The organism is Streptomyces sp. NBC_00984, from assembly GCF_045162475.1.
GTDB lineage: Bacteria > Actinomycetota > Actinomycetes > Streptomycetales > Streptomycetaceae > Streptomyces.
On record NZ_CP108734.1, the window covers coordinates 1,480,159 to 1,500,286 of the forward strand.

The window sequence follows — 20,128 nt, forward strand, 5'->3', positions numbered from 1 at the left end:
CGGCTGTGGTCACGGGAGCTCCTTGAGGCCGAGGTCGACCAGGAGGTCGCGGGCGAGGGTGAGTTCGGCGGCGATGCCGTCGGCGAGCTGGGTGCGGGTCCGGGGGCGCAGCGCGGCCGGGAGCGCCTGCCAGGTGTACGTCTCGACCTCCAGGTGCCTGGTGAGGGGCCGTGCCCCGCCCACCAGTCGGGTCAGTGCGGAACGGAGCACGGGAAGAGTGGAGGTGAGCGGTGGTGCGGGAGGTGCGTGCAGGGGGACGTGGAAGTGGGAGCGCCAGGGGGCTCCGTCCGGCAGGGACCGGCCGGTGACGGCCTCGCCGAGGTCGTCGGTGCCGCGCAGCCCGGCGGCGGTGCCGGTGCGGGTCTGGTGCAGGAAGCGGGGCTCGGCGAAGGCGGCGAGTGCGGCGCGCACCTCGGGGAGGTGGGGGTGTTCGGCGTGCAGGGCGGCGGAGAGCTGTGCCTTGGCGATCGGGATGCCCGCCGCGTCGAGCGCGTCGACCGCGGTGTCGGGATCCTCGAAGGAGGTGGCCAGGTGGCAGGTGTCGATGCAGATGCCGATGCGTGGGTGTCCGACGGCGGTGAGGGGTGCGATGGCGTCGGCGGTGGTCTCGACCGTGCAGCCCGGCTCGGGTTCGAGGCCGATACGGATGGACTTGCCGGTGAGTTCGGCGAGTGCGTCGAGGCGTTCGCCGAGGGTGGTGAGCGCGGCGTGTGCCGCTCGGGCCGCCTCCGGGTCCGAGTCGAAGGGGGTGCGCCAGGCGATCGGGAGGGTGGAGATGGTTCCTTCGGTGGCGTCGTCGGGGAGCAGGCCGGCCAGCAGCCGGGCGAGGTCGGTGGTGTGGGCGAGCCGCTCCGGATCCGTCCAGTCGGGCTTGTACACGCGGTACTTGACCTCGTCGGCGCCGAATCCCTCGTACGGGAAGCCGTTGAGAGTGACGACCTCCAGGCCGCGGCGGTCCAGTTCGGCGTGGAGGGACCGCAGCTCGGCGGGGTCGTTGACCAGGGTGCGGGCCGCGTCCCTGGCGAGCCAGAGGCCGATGCCGAGCCGGTCGCGGCCGAGGCGTCTGCGGACCGGTTCGCAGTGGTCGCGCAGTTGGGCGCGGACGCCGTCGAGCGTCTCGGCGGGGTGGACGTTGGTGCAGTACGAGAGGTGGACGGTGGAGCCGTCGGGGTGGCGGAAGCGCATCGCCTCACTCCCCGCCGCGCAGGATGGAGTTGCCTTCGTGGAGGGGTTCCGGCGGGGCGATGCCGAGCTGGAGCCGACCGCTCTGTCCGTAGAAGGCGACGGGGTTGCGCCAGAGCACCTGGTCGACGTCGTCGTCGCTGAATCCGGCGGCGAGCATCGCGTCGCCCACCTTGCGGGTCTTGAGCGGATCGCTTCTGCCCCAGTCGGCGGCCGAGTTGACCAGGACCTTCTCGGTGCCGTGGAACCTGAGGATCGCGATCATGCGGTCCTCGTCCATCTTGGTGTCGGGGTAGATGGAGAATCCGGCCCAGCAGCCGCTGTCCAGGGCGTCCTTCACGGTGGTCTCGTTGAGGTGGTCGAGCAGGACCCGCTCCGGGGAGAGGTGGGATTCGCGGATGACGTCGAGGGTGCGGTGCAGCCCGGCGAGCTTGTCCCGGTGCGGGGTGTGCACGAGGGCGGGCAGGCCGTGGTCGGCGGCGAGCTGGAGCTGGGCGGCCAGAGCGGTGTCCTCGGCCGGGGTCATGGAGTCGTAGCCGATCTCGCCGACGGCGACCACCGAGTCCTTGACGAGATAGCGGGGCAGGGCGTCCAGGACGGGGACGCAGCGCGGGTCGTTCGCCTCCTTGGGGTTGAGGGCGAGCGTGCAGTGGTGGGCGATGCCGTACTGGGCGGCACGGAAGGGTTCCCAGCCGAGCAGGGCATCGAAGTAGTCGAAGAAGCTGGCGGGCGAGGTGCGGGGTTGGCCGAGCCAGAAGGAGGGTTCGACGAGGGCGCGGACCCCCGCGTCGTACATCGCCCGGTAGTCGTCCGTGGTGCGGGAGGTCATATGGATGTGCGGGTCGAAGATGCGCATCAGGACTCCTCCGTAGGGGCGGCGGCACCGGGGGTGGTGAGTTCGAGGACGCGGGTGAGATCGGCGGGGACACTGCGGCCCGCCGCGATGCGTTCGGCGGCGAAGTCGCCGAGCATGCGGGCGAGTTCGGCGTCGCCGCGCGCGCGTCGGGCCAGTCCGTCGACGGCATCCACGGGGACCTCGGTGAAGAGGCACTTGAGAATGGCGTGGCGCCAGCTGTGCGGATCGAGATGGGTGGCGGCGTACGGGCCGACGGCAGCGGCAATCAGCCGGGTGTCGTTGGTGCGCAGGGCGTCCTCGACGACGGGAAGGGCGGTGGGGCCGAGGCCGAGGCGGTGCAGGGTGAGCAGGACGGCACGCCGTTCGGCGGCCGTGCCCTGCTCGTACAGCCTGGTCAGGGCGGGCAGCGCGGCATGGGCTTCGACGAGCAGCAGGGCGCGTACGGAATCGGCGTGTTCGAGTCCGCAGTGCCGGCCGGCCGCGGCGTACCGCAGTTCCCACGGCGGGGCGGCGTACGGTCCGCCGGGCTGTTCGGTCTCCTGGTGGGCGGCGGCGTGCTCCGCCTCGGCCAGGGCCTCGTCGAGCCAGGCGCGCGCGGCTCCGCCCAGCCGTGCGTCGAGCTCCTTGCGGGTCAGCAGCGGGGGGTTCGTCGGGGACATCGGCATGGCGTCGCTCCCTTCGGCGGTTCAGCGGCTCGACGGACTGTGCTGCGTCGGACTGTGGTGCGACGGGCTGTGGCCGGACGGACCGTGCTTGCGAAGAAACTCGATGGAGGTGCGGGCGAGTTCGGGGCCGGCGTGCGAGTGGCGGGGCAGTTCGACGACGGTGAGGCCGCGGTATCCGGTGTCGGAGAGGGTGTCGAGTGCTTCGAGTACGGGCGGGAAGTCGATCTCGCCCTCGCCGAACGGGAGGTGTTCATGGACGTCGCGGCGCATGTCCTCGATCTGGACGTGGCGCAGCCAGGGCGCGGCGTCGTGGATGCAGTCGACGGGCAGGGCGGGCTCCAGGCACTGGCAGTGACCGATGTCGAGGGTGAGCCCGAGCGGTGGCGGATCTCCGCTGAGGACCCGCAGGTGGTGGAAGTCGGCGAGGTTGGCGAGGAGGTGTCCGGGCTCGGGTTCGATCGCCAGGGGAATGCCGGAGCGGTCGGCGGCCTCCAGGACCGGGGCGAGGGAGCCGGTGAGCCGCTGCCAGGCGGTGTCGGGGGTGGTGTCCGGTGGGGTGATGCCGCTGAAGCAGTGCACAGCGTGGGCGCCGAGGTCGGCGGCGATGCCGACGGCCCGGACGAGCAGCCGGGTGCGGGCCGCGCGGGCCTCCGGGTCCGGATCGAGGAGGGACGGGCCGTGCTTGCGGCGCGGGTCGAGGACGTAGCGGGCACCGGTCTCGACCGTGACGCCGAGCCCCAGCTCCTGGAGCCTCGACGCCACGTGTCGGGTGCGGGTGGCGATGTCCGGGGCGAGGGGGTCGAGGTGCATGTGGTCGAGGGTCAGGCCGACCCCGTCGTACCCGAGGTCGGCGAGGAGTCCGAGGGCGTCGTCCAGGCGGAGGTCGGTGAGCCCATTGGTGCCGTAGCCGTAGCGAATCGTCATGTCGGGCTCACCTTCCGGGCGAGGGTGCGGGCGATCGGTACGAGTCCCATGACGGCGAGCCCCGTGCCGACCGCTCCCGCGCGGGCGGCGAGGGCGGCCTGGAGCGGGATCATCGCCCGGATGCCGCCGCCGACGGCGCGCTGGGTGAGCGGCGGGGACGGGTTGAGCGCGGCGTGGAGGAGGGGGACCGCGGCGGTCCGGAAGTAGGAGCCGGTGAGCGCGGTGCGCACGAGACCGGGGGCGGCGGGGGCGAGGGGCGTCGGTGAACGGAGCGAGGGGTGCGGGCGGGGCGACTCGTCCTGGCTGCCGCTCCCCGTGCACGGGTCCGCCCCCTGGGCTCCGCACCGCCCGCGCTGCTCGTGCACGGCCGCCGCGCCCAGTGCGGCCACGGCCGCGAGCGCGGCGAGGGGTGCGGTGGTGGATCCGCCGTGCGCCTCGTGCCGGGAGACGGCGGTGACGGCGTAGGTGTGCGCGCCCAGCAGGCCGGCGGCCGGAAGGGCCGCGCGGACGGAGCCGCGCCCAGCCGATTCCGGCCCGGCGGCGGCTCCCGGGCCGGGGACGGTTCCCGAACCCGCCCGCGCCCCCATGGCCCGCTTCGCCGCCCCGGTTGCGGTGGCCCCGAGCAGCAGGTCCAGGCCGCGTGCCGCCGCCATCGCGGCCGGCCCGGCCGGGGTGTGCTTCAACCGGAGGTCGTACGCCCACACGGTCGCCGCCAGCCCCGTGGCCACCGCGAGGGCCGGGCGGCCGGCCCCGGCGGCGAGGCCCAGCCCCGCGGCCGTCAGCGCGCCCGCCGCCGCGAGGGCCGCACCGGGTGCGATCCGGCCCGAGGGGATCGGCCGGTGCGGGCGGTCGATGGCGTCCTCCTCGCGGTCGGCCCAGTCGTTGAGCGCCATGCCCGCCTCGTACAGGCAGAGCGAGGCGCCGACGGCGAGCACGGTTCCGCGGTCGGGACGCCGGCCGCTCGCCGCCGCCCCGGCGAGCGCGTCGCCGGGGACGGTGAAGAGGGCGGACACCCGTAGCAGTTCCGCCCAGGCGCGTATCGTCACCGTTCCCCCCGCAGCGTCTCGGCGAAGGCGAGCAGCGCCAGGTACTGCTCGAAGAGCGCGGCCGGGCCGCCGTCCGGGTCCTTGAAGTAGAAGCCGAGCTGGGGCAGGGGGCCGCTCACGCCCTGCTCGTGGGCGCGGGCCACCAGCCTGGCCAGGTCCAGGACCAGGGGCGCGGCCAGTGCGGAGTCGCAGCCCTGCCAGGTGGTCTGGAGCACCATCCGCGCACCGAGGAACCCGTCGAACGCGATGTGGTCCCAGGCGGTCTTCCAGTCGCCGAGGGCCGGTACGTCGTCGATGTGGACCTCGCCCTCGGGGGCCGTGCCCAGGGTGTCGGCGAGGACGCGTTCCTTGCCGGCGTTCTTGGCGGCCGCCGCGCCCGGGTCGGCCAGCGCCGCTCCGTCCCCGCCGCCGAGCAGGTTGGTGCCCGACCAGGCCCGTACGGGCAGGGCGCGTTGCACGAACATCGGGGCGAGTACGGAGCGGAGCAGCGTCTGGCCGGTCTTGCCGTCGCGGCCCGCGTGAGGAAGTCCGCAGGCCGCGACGGCGTCCTGGAGGGCGGGGGTGCGCAGCCCGGTGGAGGGGGTGAAGTTGATGTAGGGGCAGCCGGCCCTCAGTGCCGCCGCCGCGTAGAGCGAGCTGGCGGGCAGCCTCTGTTCGCCGGGGGCCGGGACGGGTTCCGTGGACGCCACGTTGATGACGACCGTCCTGGCCAGGTCGTGCCGGTGTCCGAAGTCGGTGAGGTCGGCGGCGAACGCGGTGATGAGTTCCTCGTCGCCTCGGGTGTCGCCGGGCAACGGTCCGCCGGGCCGTATCTCCGCGTCCGCGGCGGCCAGTTCGGCGTGCACCGCCGAGGGCAGACCGTGCGGCAGCACTCCACCGGCCGCCAGTGCCTCGGCCCGCTTGGGCAGCGGGCAGCCTGCGGTGTCGTGTCCGCCGAAGACCAGTGAGGTGAGTGCGGGCAGCCCGCTGTCGGTGAAGGGTGGGGTCTCGGTGACCATGCCTGCCGCCGGGTGGAGCCCTGCCGCGACCGCCGCGCACCCTGCGGTGGCGGTGGTGGCGACGGAGCCGCGTGCTCCGATGAACCAGACTCCGGTACGTACGGCGGGTGCTGACACGGACTGCCTCCCTGGCTGGGGGTGCTGGCTGGGCAGAGCGGGTGGCGCTGTGCGACGGGGGGACGGGATCGGGCGGGGACGGCGGGCGGGGGCGGTGTGTTCTCTCCCCCGCCCGCCGTCGCAGCGGTGGGCGCCCTACGCCGAGGGCAGTTCCTTCAGCTGGATGTTGCGGAACGACACATGGTCGTCGGCACCGTGGTTCTGGATGCCGATGTAGCCGCTCTTCAGGCTCCGTACCGGATCGGTGTTGGTGAAGTCGTTGATCTTCACCCCGTTGAGGAAGACCTGGAGACGTTCGCCCTGGACCTTGATCTCGTAGCTGTTCCACTGGCCGGGCGGGCGCAGGACCTGGTCACGGGCCTTGGCGTTCGCGGCCTTGAAGGTGTAGATCGAACCCGTAGTGCGGTCGGGCGCGTCGCTGGCGTCGATCTGGACCTCGTAGCCGTTGTTCACCGCGGACCAGGGGTCGTCGGACTCCGGGAAGCCGACGAAGACACCGGAGTTGTCGTCGCCCTGCATCTTCCAGTCGAGCTTGAGCGAGTACGAGCTCAGCTCCTTGGCCTGGTAGGTGAGCAGACCCATGCCGCCCTGGGAGCGGAGTTCACCGTCGACGACGTCGAACGTGCCGGGGCCCGCCTGCTTCCAGCCTTCGAGCGTCTTGCCGTTGAAGATCGACCGGTAGCCGGTGTCGGGCCTGCAGTCGGCCTTCACCTGGCCGGCCGCGTACCGCATGCCGCCGAGGAGCAGCTTGCGGAAGTCCGGTTCGGCGTAGGACTCCTTGGTGTGGCCGAGGCCGGTGTAGAAGGAACGGCCGCCCTGGTAGGTCTGGCACCAGGTGATGGGGTGGTCGCCCTTCATGGTGCCGCCGGTGTAGGTCGTCTCGTCGAGTGTGGCGAGGACCTTCGCCTGACCTCGGGGATTCGTGCGGTAGTTGTACCACTCGTCGGTGCGGTTCCACTCGTCGCCGAGGTCTGCGGTGGCCGGATGCTTGTGGTCCTCGATCCGGACGGTGGCGGGCTGGATGGCGGGGTGCGAGGAGAAGTACGCCCCGACGAGTCCGCCGTAGAACGCCCAGTCGTACTCGGTGTCCGCCGCCGCGTGGACGCCCATGTAGCCGCCGCCGGTGGCCACATAGTTCTCGAAGGCCTTCTGCTGGTCGGCGTTGAGCACGTCACCGGTCGTCGAGAGGAAGACGACGGCGTCGTAGCGGGCCAGGTTGCTGGTGGTGAACTGGCCGGCCGTCTCCGTGGCGTCGACGGTGATGTTGCTGTCCTTGCCGAGTTCCTTGAGCGCCGCGATGCCGTCCGGAATCGCGTCGTGGCGGAAACCGGCCGTCTTCGAGAAGACCAGGACCCGCTTGGCGGTCTTGTCGGGGGCGCTGTTGGAGAGCCCGAAGTCGTCGATGTCGAAGAGCGCTCCGTCACCTCCCTTGAAGACCAGGAAGAGTTCGGTGGACTTCTTCGGGACTCCGCGCAGCGGTACGTCGATGTCCTGGAAGTTGTCCCAGGCACCGGTCACCGGGACGGGTGCGGAGCCGAGGATCTTGCCGGTCGCCGAACCGGTGCGGACTTCGAGGAAGCCGCCGGCGCCGCCGGAGGAGATCCGGGCGGTCAGCTTGGTGGAACCGGCCAGGAGGTACGGCTTGAAGGAGATCCAGTCGTCGTTGTGGATGTCGCCGACCGTCTTGCCGCCGTGGGCGGTCGCCTTGTTCTGCGGGGCGACGCCGTGGGAGTCGCCGTAGTGCTCGGCCTGCCGGTGGCGCGGCTGGAGTTCGGCCTGGTCGTGGCCGGACAGGGATGCCTGGCCGCCTCCCCCGCCGTCCGTGTACGAGGCGTCGATGACGCCGAAGATGTTGGCGTTGGGGTCGTGTCCGCCGTCCATCTCGGTCTTGATGGTGCCGGTGCAGCCGTGCGCCGAGGTGATGGGGTGGCCGTGGCTGTCGTGTCCGAGGATGAAGCGGACCTCGATCTTCGAGCAGTCGATGGTTCCGTCCTCGGGATCGGTGACGGTCACCTTGAACGGGATCTCGTCGCCGAAGGAGAACAGCTGCCCGTCACCGGGGAGTTCCAGCTCGACCTTGGGAGCGGTGTTGCCGACCGTCACATGGACGTTCGCCGAGCCGGTGCGGCCGGTGGGGTCCGTGGCGGTGACGGTGGCGGTGTAGGTGCCGTTCTTCTTGTACGTGTACGTGGGGTTGGCGGCGGTCGATGTGCCGCCGTCACCGAAGTCCCAGCTGTAGCTGAGCGTGTCGCCGTCGGCGTCGGTGGTTCCGGCCGAGGAGAAGGCGACCTTGAGCGGTGCGGTGCCCGAGGTCTTGTTGGAGGTCGCCTCGGCGATCGGGGAGCGTCCGCCGGTGGCGTTCTCGATGCGGTAGAGCGCCGAGTTCTGGTCGCCGCCGAAGTAGCCGGTCCCGTAGTCCAGGACGTAGAGCGCGCCGTCGGGGCCGAACGTCATGTCCATCACCTGGGTTCCCGACCACGGGAAGGCGTTGATGGACTTCACCGTGCCATCGGTGTCCTGGTCGATGCGCTTGATCCAGCGTCGGCCGAACTCACCGGCGAAGAAGTTGCCGTCGTAGGCCTCGGGGAACTTCACGGGCGAGTCGAGGGCGGCGTCGTAGTGGTAGACCGGTCCGCCCATAGGGGACTCGGAGCCGCTGCCGAACTCGGGCACGGACCCGCCGTCGTACGGGATCCAGGCGGGCTGGGACGGCGGCAGGTCGACCAGCCCGGTGTTGTACCGGGAGGTGTTCTTGGGTGCGGCGCAGTCGAAGGTCGCGCCGGAGGTCTTGGTCGCGAAGTCGTAGTCGACGAACGGGTCGTTCTTGCCCGTGCAGAACGGCCAGCCGAAGTTGCCGGCCTTGGTGACGCGGGCGAACTCGACCTGGCCGCCCGGTCCGCGCTTGGGGTCGGCCGCACCGGCGTCGGGCCCGTAGTCACCGACGTACACGGTGCCGGTGGGCTTGTCGACGGTGAAGCGGAAGGGGTTGCGGAAGCCCATCGCGTAGATCTCGGGGCGGGTCTTGTCCGTGCCCGGGGCGAAGAGATTGCCTTCGGGGACGGTGTACGTGCCGTCGTCGGCGACCTTGATGCGGAGGATCTTGCCGCGCAGGTCGTTGGTGTTCCCGGAGGTGCGGCGGGCGTCGAACGCGGGGTTGCGGTCGGGCCGGTCGTCGATCGGGGTGTAGCCGTCGGAGGCGAAGGGGTTGGAGTCGTCGCCGGTCGACAGGTACAGGTTGCCCTGCGCATCGAAGTCGATGTCGCCGCCCACGTGGCAGCAGATGCCGCGCGAGGTCGGGATGTCGAGGACCTTCTTCTCGCTGGCGGTGTCGAGCGTGCCGTCCTCCTTGAGGACGAAGCGCGAGAGCCGGTTCACTCCGTCGAACTTGGCGAAGTCGGCGGCGGTGCCGTTCTCGGGGGCGTCGCCGGACGGAGTGTCCAGCGGGGGCGCGTAGTAGAGGTAGATCGCCCGGTTCTTGCTGAAGTCCGGGTCGATGCCGACGCCCTGGAGGCCCTCCTCGTCGTGGGAGTAGACGGGGAGGACACCGGCGAGGGTGGTGTCGCCGCCGCTGTCGGTGAGCCACAGCTCGCCGCCGCGCGCGGTGTGCAGGATGCTGCGGTCGGGGAGCACCGCCAGTGTCATGGGTTCGCCGGTCTCGGCCACTCCCTTGGCGAGGGTGACCTGCTGGAATTCCTCGGCCGCCGCGTCGGTGGCGGCCGGCGAGGACGGCCCCGCCGCTGCTCCGGGCGTGGCGCCCAGGGCCAGGGTGGCCGCGGCGAGCAGGCCGCCGGTGAGCAGTGCGAGGGATTTGCGGACGCGGAGCCGTGTTCTGCTCCTGCCGGTTGGGGTTCTGTGCACGAGTGTCCTCCGGAGAGTGCCGGTTGTACGGGCGGGGTGCTGCCGTGCCGTTCTGCGCGGGGACTGCCGCGCGGGTCGTCCGGGGTGTGTGGGACACCGGCGACCCGAGTCATGTCATGTACACGTTCTGGACCGTAGACCTGTTCGTCCGGGACGGAAAGTCCTTGCGCAGCGGTCCGCTCGAACTTTTTCCTGCGCCAGGACAAAGCGGGGCGAGGGCAGGGGTGGGTGCGGGACAGCCGCGAAGCTCTCGCCCCCGGCCCGTCCCGGCCCGGACCGGGGGCCCGCACCGTCCCCGGCGGGAGACCGTCAGTCCCCGCCCCCGAACGCCGCGTCGAACGATGCCGACGGCGGATCGAAGTCGTACCGCTTCAGCGTGGCCAGCGCCTCCGGCGCACCCGCCAGCCGGTCCATCCCTGCGTCCTCCCACTCCACGGAGACGGGTCCCTCGTAGCCGATGGACCGGAGCATCCGGAAGACGTCCTCCCAGGGCACGTCGCCGTGCCCGGCAGAGACGAAGTCCCAGCCGCGCCGCGGATCGCCCCAGGGCAGATGCGAGCCGAGCCGGCCGTTGCGGCCGTCGAGGCGCTTGCGTGCCTCCTTGCAGTCCACGTGGTAGATCCGGTCCCGGAAGTCGTACAGGAAGCTCACCGGGTCCAGGTCCTGCCAGACGAAGTGACTCGGGTCGAAGTTCAGCCCGAACGCCGCCCGGTGCCCGACGGCCTCCAGTGCGCGGTGCGTGGTCCAGTAGTCGTACGCGATCTCGCTGGGGTGCACCTCATGGGCGAACCGCACGCCCTCCGCGTCGAAGACGTCCAGGATCGGGTTCCAGCGCTCGGCGAAGTCCTCGTAACCCCGCTCGATCATGTGCGGCGGAACCGGCGGGAACATCGCGACCAGGTGCCAGATCGACGAGCCGGTGAAACCGATGACGGTACGCACCCCGAAGGCGGCGGCCGCCCGCGCGGTGTCCTTGAGCTCCTCGGCGGCCCGGCGGCGGACCCCTTCGGGCTCGCCGTCGCCCCAGATCCGCGCGGGCAGGATCCCCCGGTGCCGCTCGTCGATCGGGTCGTCGCACACGGCCTGGCCGACGAGGTGGTTGGAGACCGCCCAGCATTTCAGCCCGTACTTGTCGAGCAGCTGCCGCCGGCCGTCCAGATAGCCGGGTTCGGACAGCGCCTTGTCGACCTCGAAGTGATCGCCCCAGCAGGCGAGTTCGAGCCCGTCGTAGCCGAAGTCCCGGGCGAGCCGGCAGACCTCCTCCAGCGGCAGGTCGGCCCACTGGCCGGTGAAGAGTGTGAAGGGACGGGGCATGAGCGGGACCTCCTAGAGAACCACGGGGGTGTGTACGGAGTTCTTCTCGGCGCTCTCCTCCACCGCTGCGAGCACCCGCTGCACCTGCAGCCCGTCGGCGAACGACGGTGCGGGGGCGGCCCCTTCGGCGATCATCCGCACCAGGTCGCGGGCCTGGTGGACGAAGGTGTGCTCGTAGCCGAGGGCGTGGCCCGGCGGCCACCACGCCTCCAGGTAGGGGTGTTGGGGTTCGGTGACGAGGACGCGCCGGAATCCCGCCGTGGCAGCGGGTTCCGTGTGGTCGTGGAAGGACAGTTCGTTGAGCCGTTCCAAATCGAAGGCGAGCGAGCCGCGCTCCCCGTTGATCTCCAGCCGCAGTGCGTTCTTCCGCCCGGCCGCCATCCGGGTCGCCTCGAAGGAGGCCAGCGCCCCGGAGGCGAGCCGGCCGGTGAACAGGGCCGCGTCGTCGACGGTCACCGCTCCTCGCGTGCCTGTGTCCGCCGCCCCGGAGAGCCCGGCCGCCGGGCCCGTGAGCCGCGGCCGTTCGCGTACGAACGTCTCGCTGACCGCCGACACCCCGACCAGTGGCTCCCCCGCCAGATACTGGGCCAGGTCGACGATGTGCGCGCCCAGGTCGCCGAGCGCGCCCGAACCGGCGCGTTCCCGCTCCAGCCGCCAGGTGAGCGGTGATTCGGGGTCGACGAGCCAGTCCTGGAGGTAGGCGGCGCGGACATGCCGCAGGGTGCCGATCCGGCCCTCGGCGACCAGCTGTCGGGCGTAGGTGATCGCGGGCACCCTGCGGTAGTTGAAGCCCACCATCGCGACCTGGCCGCGGGCCGCGGCGTGCTCGGCGGCCTCGGTCATCGCCTCCGCCTCGGCGACCGTGTTGGCGAGCGGCTTCTCGCACAGCACGTGTTTTCCCGCCTCCAGGGCGGCGATGGCGATCTCGGCGTGGCTGTCGCCGGGGGTGCAGATGTCGACGAGTTGCACATCGTCCCGGGCAATGAGGGCGCGCCAGTCGGTCTCGGCCGCCGCCCAGCCGTGGCGGGCGGCCGCCGCGTCGACCGCCGCCCGGTCGCGTCCGCAGATCGCGGCGAGAGCCGGTCTCATCGGCAGGTCGAAGACGTGTCCCGCGGTGCGCCAGCCCTGTGAGTGGGCGGCGCCCATGAACGCGTATCCGACCATGCCGACCCCGAGCACCGGCACACTCGTCGCCGGCCGGTGCGTCGGCGGCGCTGCGGCCTCCTGATCCGTCTCTTCCCTACGGGCCATCCGGGCTTCCTCCTCGTCGGTCGTTCGATGGGTGCGGCAGAAGGGTCAGCACCCTCCCGCGGGGCTGATCAGCTGAAGCCCGTCGGCAGGTACTGGTCGACGTTCTCCTTGGTGACCACGGCCGAGTAGAGGGTGAGACCGGTCGGAATCTCCAGCTCGGCCAGGCCGCCGACCCCCTTGCCCTGGGCCAGTGCACGGGCCAGGTCGATGGCGGACGCGGCCATCGTCGGCGGGTAGAGAACGGTGGCCTTCAAGACGCTGTTGTCGGCCTTGATGGCGTCCATCGCGGACTTGGCCCCGGCCCCGCCGACCATCAGGAACTCGTCACGGCCGGCCTGCTGGATGGCGCGCAGCGCGCCCACGCCCTGGTCGTCGTCGTGGTTCCACACGGCGTCGATCCTCTTTTGCGCCTGGAGGAGCTGGGCCATCTTGGCCTGGCCCGACTCGACGGTGAAGTCGGCGGCCTGACGGGCCACCAGCTCGACGTTGGAGTAGTTCTTCAGCGCGTCGGCGAAGCCCTGGCTGCGCTGCTTGGTGAGCTCCAGGTTGTCGATGCCCGCCAGCTCGACGACCTTGGCGCCCGACTTGCCCTTGAGCTGCTCGCCGATGTAGGTACCGGCGTTGAGGCCCATGCCGTAGTTGTCGCCGCCGACCCAGCAGCGGTAGGCCTGCGGAGAGGCGAAGATCCGGTCCAGGTTGACGACGGGGATGCCCGCCCGCATGGCTTCCAGACCGACCTGGGTGAGCGCCTTGCCGTCGGCCGGGAGGATGACGAGGACGTCGACCTTCTTGTTGATGAGGGTCTTTACCTGGCCGATCTGGGCGGCGGTGTCATTGGAGCCCTCGGTGGTCTCCAGCGTCACCTCGGAGTACTTGGCCGCCCGTGACTTGGCGTTCTCGTTGATCGCGTTGAGCCAGCCGTGGTCGGCCTGCGGACCCGCGAAGCCGATGGTGACGGGCTTGCCGGGCTTGTCGTCGGCGGCGGGTCCGGTGCTCTTGGCGGTGTCCTCGGTCTTGGGGTCGTTGCTGGTGCAGGCGGTGAGCAGGGCACCTGCGGAGACGGCTGCGGTGCCGAGGAGCAGTCGTCTGCGGCTGGTTTCTGGCATGGCTGTCAAACCCTTCATCCGGTGCGTGACATGTCACATGGGGCGAACGGGGCGGTGGGAGGGATGCGGAGCGTCAGGTCTCCCCGTGCGCCGAGGTGCGGCGCTGGACCAGGACGGCGGCGACGATGATCGCGCCCTTGGCGATCTGCTGGACGTCGCTCTGCAGATTGTTGAGCGCGAAGATGTTGGTGATGGTGGTGAAGACCAGGACACCGAGTACGGAGCCGACGATGGTGCCGCGCCCGCCGCTGAGCAGGGTGCCACCGATGATCGCGGCCGCGATGGCGTCGAGCTCGTACAGATTGCCGTTGGTGTTCTGTCCCGAACCGGACAGGATGATCAGCATGAAGGCGGCGATGCCGCAGCACAGCCCGGAGAGCAGATAGAGGCAGAGCCGCTGGCGCCGTACGTCGATGCCGGCCAGCCTGGCCGCTTCCGCGTTGCCGCCGACCGCGAGCGTGCGCCGTCCGAAGGTCGTACGGTTCAGCACCAGCCAGCCGATGACAGTGACCGCCGCGAACATCATGACCAGGGGCGGGATGCCGAGGACGTAGGAGTCGGGCAGGCCCAGGTCGAGGACCGACTTGACGGTGACGATCTGGGTCTTGCCGTCGGTGATCTGGAGGGCGAGCCCGCGGGCCGAGGCGAGCATGGCCAGTGTCGCGATGAACGGCACCATCCGCCCGTATGCGATGAGCAGCCCGTTCACCAGCCCGGCGGCGAGTCCGACGATCACCGCGGTGAACAGGATCCCCGCGAAGCCGTACTCCTGGGTGGCGACCGTGGTCGCCCAGACCGAGGCGAGCGCGACCATCGCACCGACCGAGAGATCGATTCCGCCACTGGTGATGACGAAGGTCATCCCGACGGTGACGACACCGATGACGGACGCCTGGGTCAGGATCAGCTGAAGGTTCCCGGTGTCCAGGAAGGCGTCGGGCTCGGTGAATCCGCCGACGGCGACCAGTACGGCGAGGACGCCGAGGAGCGAGAGGTTGCGGACGTCCAGGCGCGGGCCGGAGGTGCGCGCGGGGCCGTCCTTCTTCCGGGGCTCGGAGACCGGGGCGGGGTCGGCCCCCTTGTCCGGCCCGCCCTGCTGCGCCGAGGAGACGGACTGCGTCATGACGTAGGGCTCCCTTCCATCACTAGGTCGAGTACGCGGTGCTCGTCGAGCTCCCGGGCGTCCGCCGTGTGCACGACGCGGCCCTCGCGGAGCACCAGCACCCGGTCGGCGAGGCCCAGCACTTCGGGCACCTCGCTGGAGACGAGCAGGACGGCGAGGCCTTCGTCGGCCAGCCGGCGGATCACGGCGTACAGCTCGGCGCGGGCGCCGACGTCGACACCGCGGGTCGGTTCGTCGAGCAGCAGGACCCGGCAGCCGCGCAGCAGCCAGCGGGCCAGGACCGCCTTCTGCTGGTTGCCGCCGGAGAGCGTGCGGACGGGGGTGTCCGGGTTGTCGGGGCGCAGCGAGAGCTCGCGGGTGGCTTCGCGGGCCGCCCGGCGTTCGGCGCCGCGGTCGATCCAGCCGGCCCTGGAGAAGCGGGACATCGAGGAGACGGAGACATTGCGGGTGACGGATTCGAGCATCAGCAGGGCCTGTGCCTTGCGTTCCTCGGGGGCGAGGCCGATTCCGGCGGCGACGGCCGCGCGGACGCTGCCGGGCCGCAGCTGCTTGCCGGCCACGGTCACCCGCCCGGCGCTCGGCCTGCGGGCGCCGTAGACGGTCTCCAGGATCTCGGAGCGCCCCGATCCGACGAGTCCGGCCAGACCCACGATCTCCCCGGGCCTCAACTCCAGGGCCACCGGGGCGAATTCGCCCTTCCGGGCCAGTCCTTCGATCTTCAGGACGGGCTCCGCAGCGGTCGTTCCCGCACGGTCCGTGGTGCGTGGCGGGAAGACGTACTCGACATTGCGGCCGGTCATCATGGCAACGATGTCGCGTGTCGGTGTGGACTCGGCGGGCAGCCCGACGGCCACGGCGCGGCCGTCCTTGAGCACGGTCACCCGGTCGCCGATCCGGCGGATCTCCTCCAGGCGGTGCGAGATGTAGACGACGGCGACGCCGTCGGCGGTGAGTGCGGCGACGATGCGGAAGAGGTTGTCGACCTCGTCCGGGTCGAGTGCGGCGGACGGCTCGTCCATGACGATGAGCCGTACGTCGTGCGAGAGCGCCCGTGCCATGGAGACGATCTGCTGCTGGGCGGCGGACAGGTCGCCGACCGGGCGGGTCGGGTCGATCTCCGGGTGGCCGAGCCGCTTCAGCAGCGCCGCGGCGGAGGTGCGGCCCTCGCGGGTGCGGACGACGAAGCGGGCGGTGGTTGGTTCGTGGCCGAGGAAGATGTTCTCGGCCACCGAGAGGCCCTCGACCAGGTCGAGTTCCTGGTAGATCGTGGCGATGCCCAGCCGCATGGCGGCGATGGGCGACTTCAGCGCGGCCGGTTCGCCGCGCCAGGTGATCTGGCCGCCGTCGGGCTGGTGGGCCCCGGCGAGCACCTTGATGAGGGTGGACTTGCCGGCGCCGTTCTGCCCGAGGAGACAGTGGACTTCGCCGGCCTGGACCTCCAGGTCCACGCCGTCGAGGGCGCGCACTCCGGGGAACGACTTGGTGATGCCGGACATGGTGAGCAGGGGCGGTTCTGGTGCCATGACGAATCCCCTCGGCAAGTGGGGTCTCCCCTGCCCGAGCGCAGCGTGGAGCTTGGGGAGGGCCGGTGAGCGGGCAGGGCTGTACCAGGTGCGGTGGTGCGGGTGTTTCCGGCGCTCCCGGTGTTTCCGGGGTGCGCCCGTGTGCGGCCGGTCCGAGGTCAGGCCGGTGAGAAGAGGTGGTTGCTGATGAGCCGGGCGGCGCCGATCACTCCGGCGGCCGGTCCCAACTCGCCCAGCACGATGGGCAGATTGCCGGTGGCCAGTGGCAGCGACTGGCGGTAGACCTGGGTCCGGACACTGGCGAGGAGCGTGTGGCCGAGGCCGGTCACACCGCCGCCGATCACCACCAGGCCGGGATTGAAGAAGCTGACGAGTCCCGCGATGACCTGGCCGACCCGGTTGCCGCCTTCGCGGATCAGGTCGAGCGAGGTGGCGTCACCGGCCGCCGCGGCGGCGGCCACATCGGCGGCGGTGAGTTTCCCGGCGGCCTCCAGCCGGCCGGCGAGCTCCGCCGACCGTCCGGTGCGCGCCGCGTCCTCGGCGTCGCGGGCGAGCGCGGCACCGCTGAAGTGTGCCTCCAGGCAGCCCCGGTTGCCGCAGGCGCAGGCGCGGCCCTCTGGTTCCACCTGGATATGGCCGATGTCTCCGGCGCTGCCCGTCGTACCGCGGTGGACCTCGCCGCCGACGACTATGCCGCAGCCGATTCCGGTGCCGATCTTGACACAGAGGAAGTCGCCCACAGAGCGTGCGACGCCCGCGTGCTGCTCCCCCATCGCCATCAGGTTCACATCGTTGTCGACCATGACGGGGCAGCCCAGTTCCTGGCTGAGCGCCTCGCGGACCGGGAAGCCGTCCCAGCCGGGCATGATCGGCGGTGCGACCGGTACGCCTTCGGGGAAACGGACCGGTCCGGGTACGCCGATGCCGGCACCGTCGAAACCCTCGGCGAGTCCCGAGGCCCGGAGCTTGGCCGCCATGGACAGCACCTGCTCGAAGACGGCGACGGGGCCTTCGCGTACGTCCATCGGGTGGTTGAGGTGTCCCAGGACCTCCAACTCTGCGTTGGTGACGGCCACATCGACGGATGTGGCACCGATGTCGACGCCGAGGAACCGCAGTTGTGGTGCGAGCCGGATGTTGTGCGAGCGGCGCCCGCCGCGGGATGCGGCGAGGCCGTCGGCCACGACCAGCCCGGTCTCCAGCAGTCTGTCGACCTCGACGGCGAGCTTGGAGCGGGAAAGATCGACCTGATCCCCCAGCTGTGCCCGTGAGTTGGGCCCGCCGTCGCGCAACAGCCGCAGCAGTCGCGCCTGATGCGCATTCGCGGGTCGTGCCGTCATACGTCTCACGCGCCCCTCCCCGCCACATCGGCCTGTCCGTCGGGCTTTCGAGGGGAACGTAGCAGCGGTTGCCGGGAGTGGGAAGAAGTTGCGCAGGAATCCACTACAACTTTCTCCACACCGAGGACAAAGCCGGTCGGTCGCGTCACCTGCCGGGCGCCGCAACGGGCCGGCCGCTGGGGGCCGGCCGGTTCAGCGCAGGATTCCGGCCTGCCGGGCGGCCCGCAGCCAGGACGGGAACTCCGACAGGACCCTGTCGTACAGCTCCTGGTCGGAGATCCTCTCGATGTCGTCGACAGCGAAGAAGCCGACGTTGTCGACCCGCCGGCCCGGCATGGTGTCGAAGCGTTCCAGCACACCGTATTGAGAACTGCCGAGTCCGACGAACTGCCAGAACACGGGCTCCTCGGCGGCGGCCCGCAACTCCTGCTCGATCTCCTGGTTGCGGTGCACACCACCGTCCGAGAAGAACAGGACCAGCGTCGGGTCGGGCACCGGGTGAGCGCGCACGAAGGCCCGCACCTCGGCGATGACCTTCTGTTCCTCGTTCTGGATACCGACCGCACGCATGTCGATCTGACCGGGGACCAGCCCCCTGGGCGGCTTCCGGCGCCCGAAGCCGTAGGTCTGCCCCACGCGCACGTGCAGCCTGAGCCACTCGGGCAGGTCGCCCACGGCGAGGTCGGGCAGCCGGGCCGGATTGCTGGCGAACGTCCACGCCTGCATCTCGCCGTCGTCGTCGAGCTGCGCCGCGACGGCCACCATCCGCTCGGTGACACCCGCCACCGTGCCCCGCCGGTAGAGACCGCCCATCGAACCCGATGCGTCGAGGACGAGGACGACGCGTGCGCGCAACTCCGGTACGCCGTGTTTGCTCAGGCTGACCAGGACCTGCTGCTTGCGCAGCGACAGGCGCTCGCGCATCTCCATGGGCAGGTTCTCCTCGCCCTTGGTGAGCCGGGGGCGGGATCCGCCTCCGGCGTGTACCGGCGAGGCGTCGGGCGAAGGTGCCGGGGCAGGGTTCGGAACCGTCACGGGCCGGGATCCGGACCCGGCCGCGGGCTGTTCCTCGTCGACGCTGATCCCGAAGTCGGTCGCCAGTCCCGCCAGCCCGCTGGCGTAACCCTGGCCGACCGCACGGAACTTCCAGCCGCCGTCGCGACGGTAGAGCTCGCCGCCGACCAGCGCGGTCTCCGTCGCGGCGGCGATGTCGAAGCGTGCCAGTTCGGCACCGGACGCCGAGTCGAGCAACCGCAGGCACAGCCCCGGCACCTGACCGAACGTGCCGCCGTCGGCGGACGCACAGAGCGCGACGCGCTCGACGTCCGGCCCCAGCGCACCCAGGTGGACGTCCAGGGAGTCGCTGCCGGGCCGTTTGCCGACGTGACTCACCGCGCCCGAAGCGTGCCGCGGCTGGTTGTAGAAGACGAAGTCCTCATCGGACCGCACCCGCCCGCCGCGGGTCAGCAGCAGTGCGGAAGCATCCACATCGGGCACTCCGGACCCTGCCGACCAGTCAAGTACGGCCCTGACCGCGGAAGCCGCGACCGGCACGTTGGCACCTTTGCTCAGTATCGTCACACCAGCAAGTCTGCCCGCTGTCCGGCACCCCCGGGCCGACGGCCCCGCGGCTCCCCTCGGTCGGGGCCGACGAGCGGTGCCCCACGTACTCCACGCACCGTCCGGCCTCACTGCTGTCTCGCACCGGGCACGGCCGGATCGCGACCTACCGCGCCTCACGCCCTGTCCGCACCCTTTGACCATGGGGGTTACCGGAACACCGCGGACCGCTGAGGAATGGACCGAACTCCAACACTCGACCGATCACGAACAGGGCCTCCGGGACGGGGCGGTCCCCGGCCCGGAACCCGCACCCGACTGCCCGGACTGCGGGCTCGCCGTCGACATCCGCCCCACCCACTACCGGTGGTGGGTCCGTCTCGAACCCGAAGGGCCCGCGCCGCTCCTGGCACACGACGTGCCGCCCGGACAGCGGTGGCACCTCGACCGGGACGGCACGGTGTGGAACGCGCAGGACCGGGAACCGGGCCCCGGGGAGTGGTGCAGGATCAGCCACCACCTCGTCTGCCCCCGCCGGGGCCGGCCCTGATCCGGCCTGATCCGGCCTGATCCGGACGACAGAACCTAGCTCTCCCCGCGCTGGTGGTACGTCTTGCGCGTGTGTTCCGTGTGGGACCGCATGATCTCCGTGGCCCGCTGTCCGTCGCGCGAGGAGATCGCCGCGATGAGCGAGCGGTGCTCGATCCAGGACTGGATGCCGCGCCGGCGGGCCACCGGGGTGTAGTACCAGCGGACCCTGCGGTCCACCTGGCCGGCGAGCTCGGAGAGGACGACGTTGCCCGCCAGCTGCATGACCTTGGCGTGGAAGGCCGCGTTGGTGGCGACCGCCAGGTCCACGTCGTCGTCGGCGACGGCCTGCTCGCCCTTGGTGCAGAGCTCCTCCAGCGCGGCGATGCCGACGGTGCCGGAGTTGGCCGCGGCGAGACGTGCCGCCTCGGCCTCCAGAACGGTGCGGACCGAGAGCAGCTGGTCCGCCTCCTCCTCCGTGGGCTCGTGCACAAACGCGCCCTGGGCGGGCCGGAGATCGACCCAGCCCTCGGTGTTCAGCCTCTGCAGCGCCTCGCGCACCGGCTGACGGGACACCCCGAGAAGGCCTGCCAGCTCGCTCTCGACCAGGTGCTGGCCGGGACGGAGCGCACGCGTCGTTATGAGTTCGAGCAGCGCCTCATACACGCGTTCGCGCAGCGGGCCGGGCCGTTCCAGCCTCGGCACAGCCCCTTGCGGCAGTCCTGCGGACAACATCG

General features: G+C 71.2%; 16 protein-coding genes. 1 reads left to right on the top strand and 15 read right to left on the bottom strand.

Annotated elements, in window-relative coordinates; translation table 11 throughout:
• Nucleotides 1-9: 9 nt before the first annotated feature.
• The 14 genes from eboE to OG520_RS06370 form a co-directional block, all read right to left on the bottom strand.
• Nucleotides 10-1,185 (bottom strand): metabolite traffic protein EboE, encoded by a 1,176-nt coding sequence (gene eboE / locus OG520_RS06305; RefSeq protein WP_399329784.1) that lies wholly within the window; start codon nucleotides 1,183-1,185, stop codon nucleotides 10-12.
• 4 nt (nucleotides 1,186-1,189) lie between these two features.
• Complete coding sequence (locus OG520_RS06310; RefSeq protein ID WP_406012481.1) at nucleotides 1,190-2,038, bottom strand: TatD family hydrolase; 849 nt, start codon at nucleotides 2,036-2,038, stop codon at nucleotides 1,190-1,192.
• Nucleotides 2,038-2,703 carry an EboA domain-containing protein gene (locus OG520_RS06315; protein WP_406012482.1) on the bottom strand — a complete coding sequence of 222 codons (666 nt, stop codon included), beginning with the start codon at nucleotides 2,701-2,703 and terminating at the stop codon, nucleotides 2,038-2,040. Before OG520_RS06315 ends, OG520_RS06310 begins: the two co-directional genes overlap by 1 nt.
• A gap of 21 nt (nucleotides 2,704-2,724) precedes the next feature.
• On the bottom strand, nucleotides 2,725-3,627 hold the full coding sequence (locus OG520_RS06320; protein ID WP_406012483.1) for a sugar phosphate isomerase/epimerase family protein: 903 nt from the start codon (nucleotides 3,625-3,627) through the stop codon (nucleotides 2,725-2,727).
• Entirely contained in the window at nucleotides 3,624-4,667 is a 1,044-nt protein-coding gene (locus OG520_RS06325; RefSeq protein WP_406016429.1) for an SCO3242 family prenyltransferase, read from the bottom strand. The genes OG520_RS06320 and OG520_RS06325 overlap by 4 nt, the downstream gene beginning before the upstream one ends.
• A gap of 2 nt (nucleotides 4,668-4,669) precedes the next feature.
• Nucleotides 4,670-5,788: an inositol-3-phosphate synthase gene (locus OG520_RS06330; RefSeq protein WP_406012484.1), complete on the bottom strand. Its 1,119-nt coding sequence runs from the start codon at nucleotides 5,786-5,788 to the stop codon at nucleotides 4,670-4,672.
• A gap of 135 nt (nucleotides 5,789-5,923) precedes the next feature.
• On the bottom strand, nucleotides 5,924-9,646 hold the full coding sequence (locus OG520_RS06335) for a ThuA domain-containing protein (protein WP_406012485.1): 3,723 nt from the start codon (nucleotides 9,644-9,646) through the stop codon (nucleotides 5,924-5,926).
• Nucleotides 9,647-9,955: 309 nt separating this feature from the next.
• On the bottom strand, nucleotides 9,956-10,960 hold the full coding sequence (locus OG520_RS06340) for a sugar phosphate isomerase/epimerase (protein WP_266429372.1): 1,005 nt from the start codon (nucleotides 10,958-10,960) through the stop codon (nucleotides 9,956-9,958).
• Nucleotides 10,961-10,972: 12 nt separating this feature from the next.
• On the bottom strand, nucleotides 10,973-12,211 hold the full coding sequence (locus OG520_RS06345) for a Gfo/Idh/MocA family protein (RefSeq protein ID WP_406012486.1): 1,239 nt from the start codon (nucleotides 12,209-12,211) through the stop codon (nucleotides 10,973-10,975).
• 68 nt (nucleotides 12,212-12,279) lie between these two features.
• Nucleotides 12,280-13,317 (bottom strand): substrate-binding domain-containing protein, encoded by a 1,038-nt coding sequence (locus OG520_RS06350; protein ID WP_406012487.1) that lies wholly within the window; start codon nucleotides 13,315-13,317, stop codon nucleotides 12,280-12,282.
• A gap of 73 nt (nucleotides 13,318-13,390) precedes the next feature.
• Complete coding sequence (locus OG520_RS06355; protein ID WP_406012488.1) at nucleotides 13,391-14,440, bottom strand: ABC transporter permease; 1,050 nt, start codon at nucleotides 14,438-14,440, stop codon at nucleotides 13,391-13,393.
• Nucleotides 14,437-15,963, bottom strand: coding sequence for a sugar ABC transporter ATP-binding protein (locus tag OG520_RS06360; protein WP_406012489.1), 1,527 nt, complete (start codon nucleotides 15,961-15,963; stop codon nucleotides 14,437-14,439). The genes OG520_RS06355 and OG520_RS06360 overlap by 4 nt, the downstream gene beginning before the upstream one ends.
• Nucleotides 15,964-16,121: 158 nt before the next feature.
• On the bottom strand, nucleotides 16,122-17,303 hold the full coding sequence (locus OG520_RS06365; protein WP_406016430.1) for an ROK family protein: 1,182 nt from the start codon (nucleotides 17,301-17,303) through the stop codon (nucleotides 16,122-16,124).
• A 192-nt stretch (nucleotides 17,304-17,495) separates the two neighbouring features.
• Nucleotides 17,496-18,884, bottom strand: coding sequence for a VWA domain-containing protein (locus OG520_RS06370; protein ID WP_406012490.1), 1,389 nt, complete (start codon nucleotides 18,882-18,884; stop codon nucleotides 17,496-17,498).
• Nucleotides 18,885-19,065: 181 nt separating this feature from the next.
• Here OG520_RS06370 and OG520_RS06375 point away from each other — a divergent pair, with 181 nt between their 5' ends.
• Nucleotides 19,066-19,413 (top strand): DUF6083 domain-containing protein, encoded by a 348-nt coding sequence (locus OG520_RS06375; RefSeq protein ID WP_399329796.1) that lies wholly within the window; start codon nucleotides 19,066-19,068, stop codon nucleotides 19,411-19,413.
• Nucleotides 19,414-19,448: 35 nt separating this feature from the next.
• On the opposite strand, the gene OG520_RS06380 is transcribed toward OG520_RS06375, so the two are convergent.
• Nucleotides 19,449-20,126 carry a GntR family transcriptional regulator gene (locus OG520_RS06380; protein WP_406012491.1) on the bottom strand — a complete coding sequence of 226 codons (678 nt, stop codon included), beginning with the start codon at nucleotides 20,124-20,126 and terminating at the stop codon, nucleotides 19,449-19,451.
• Between the last annotated feature and the right edge of the window lie 2 nt (nucleotides 20,127-20,128).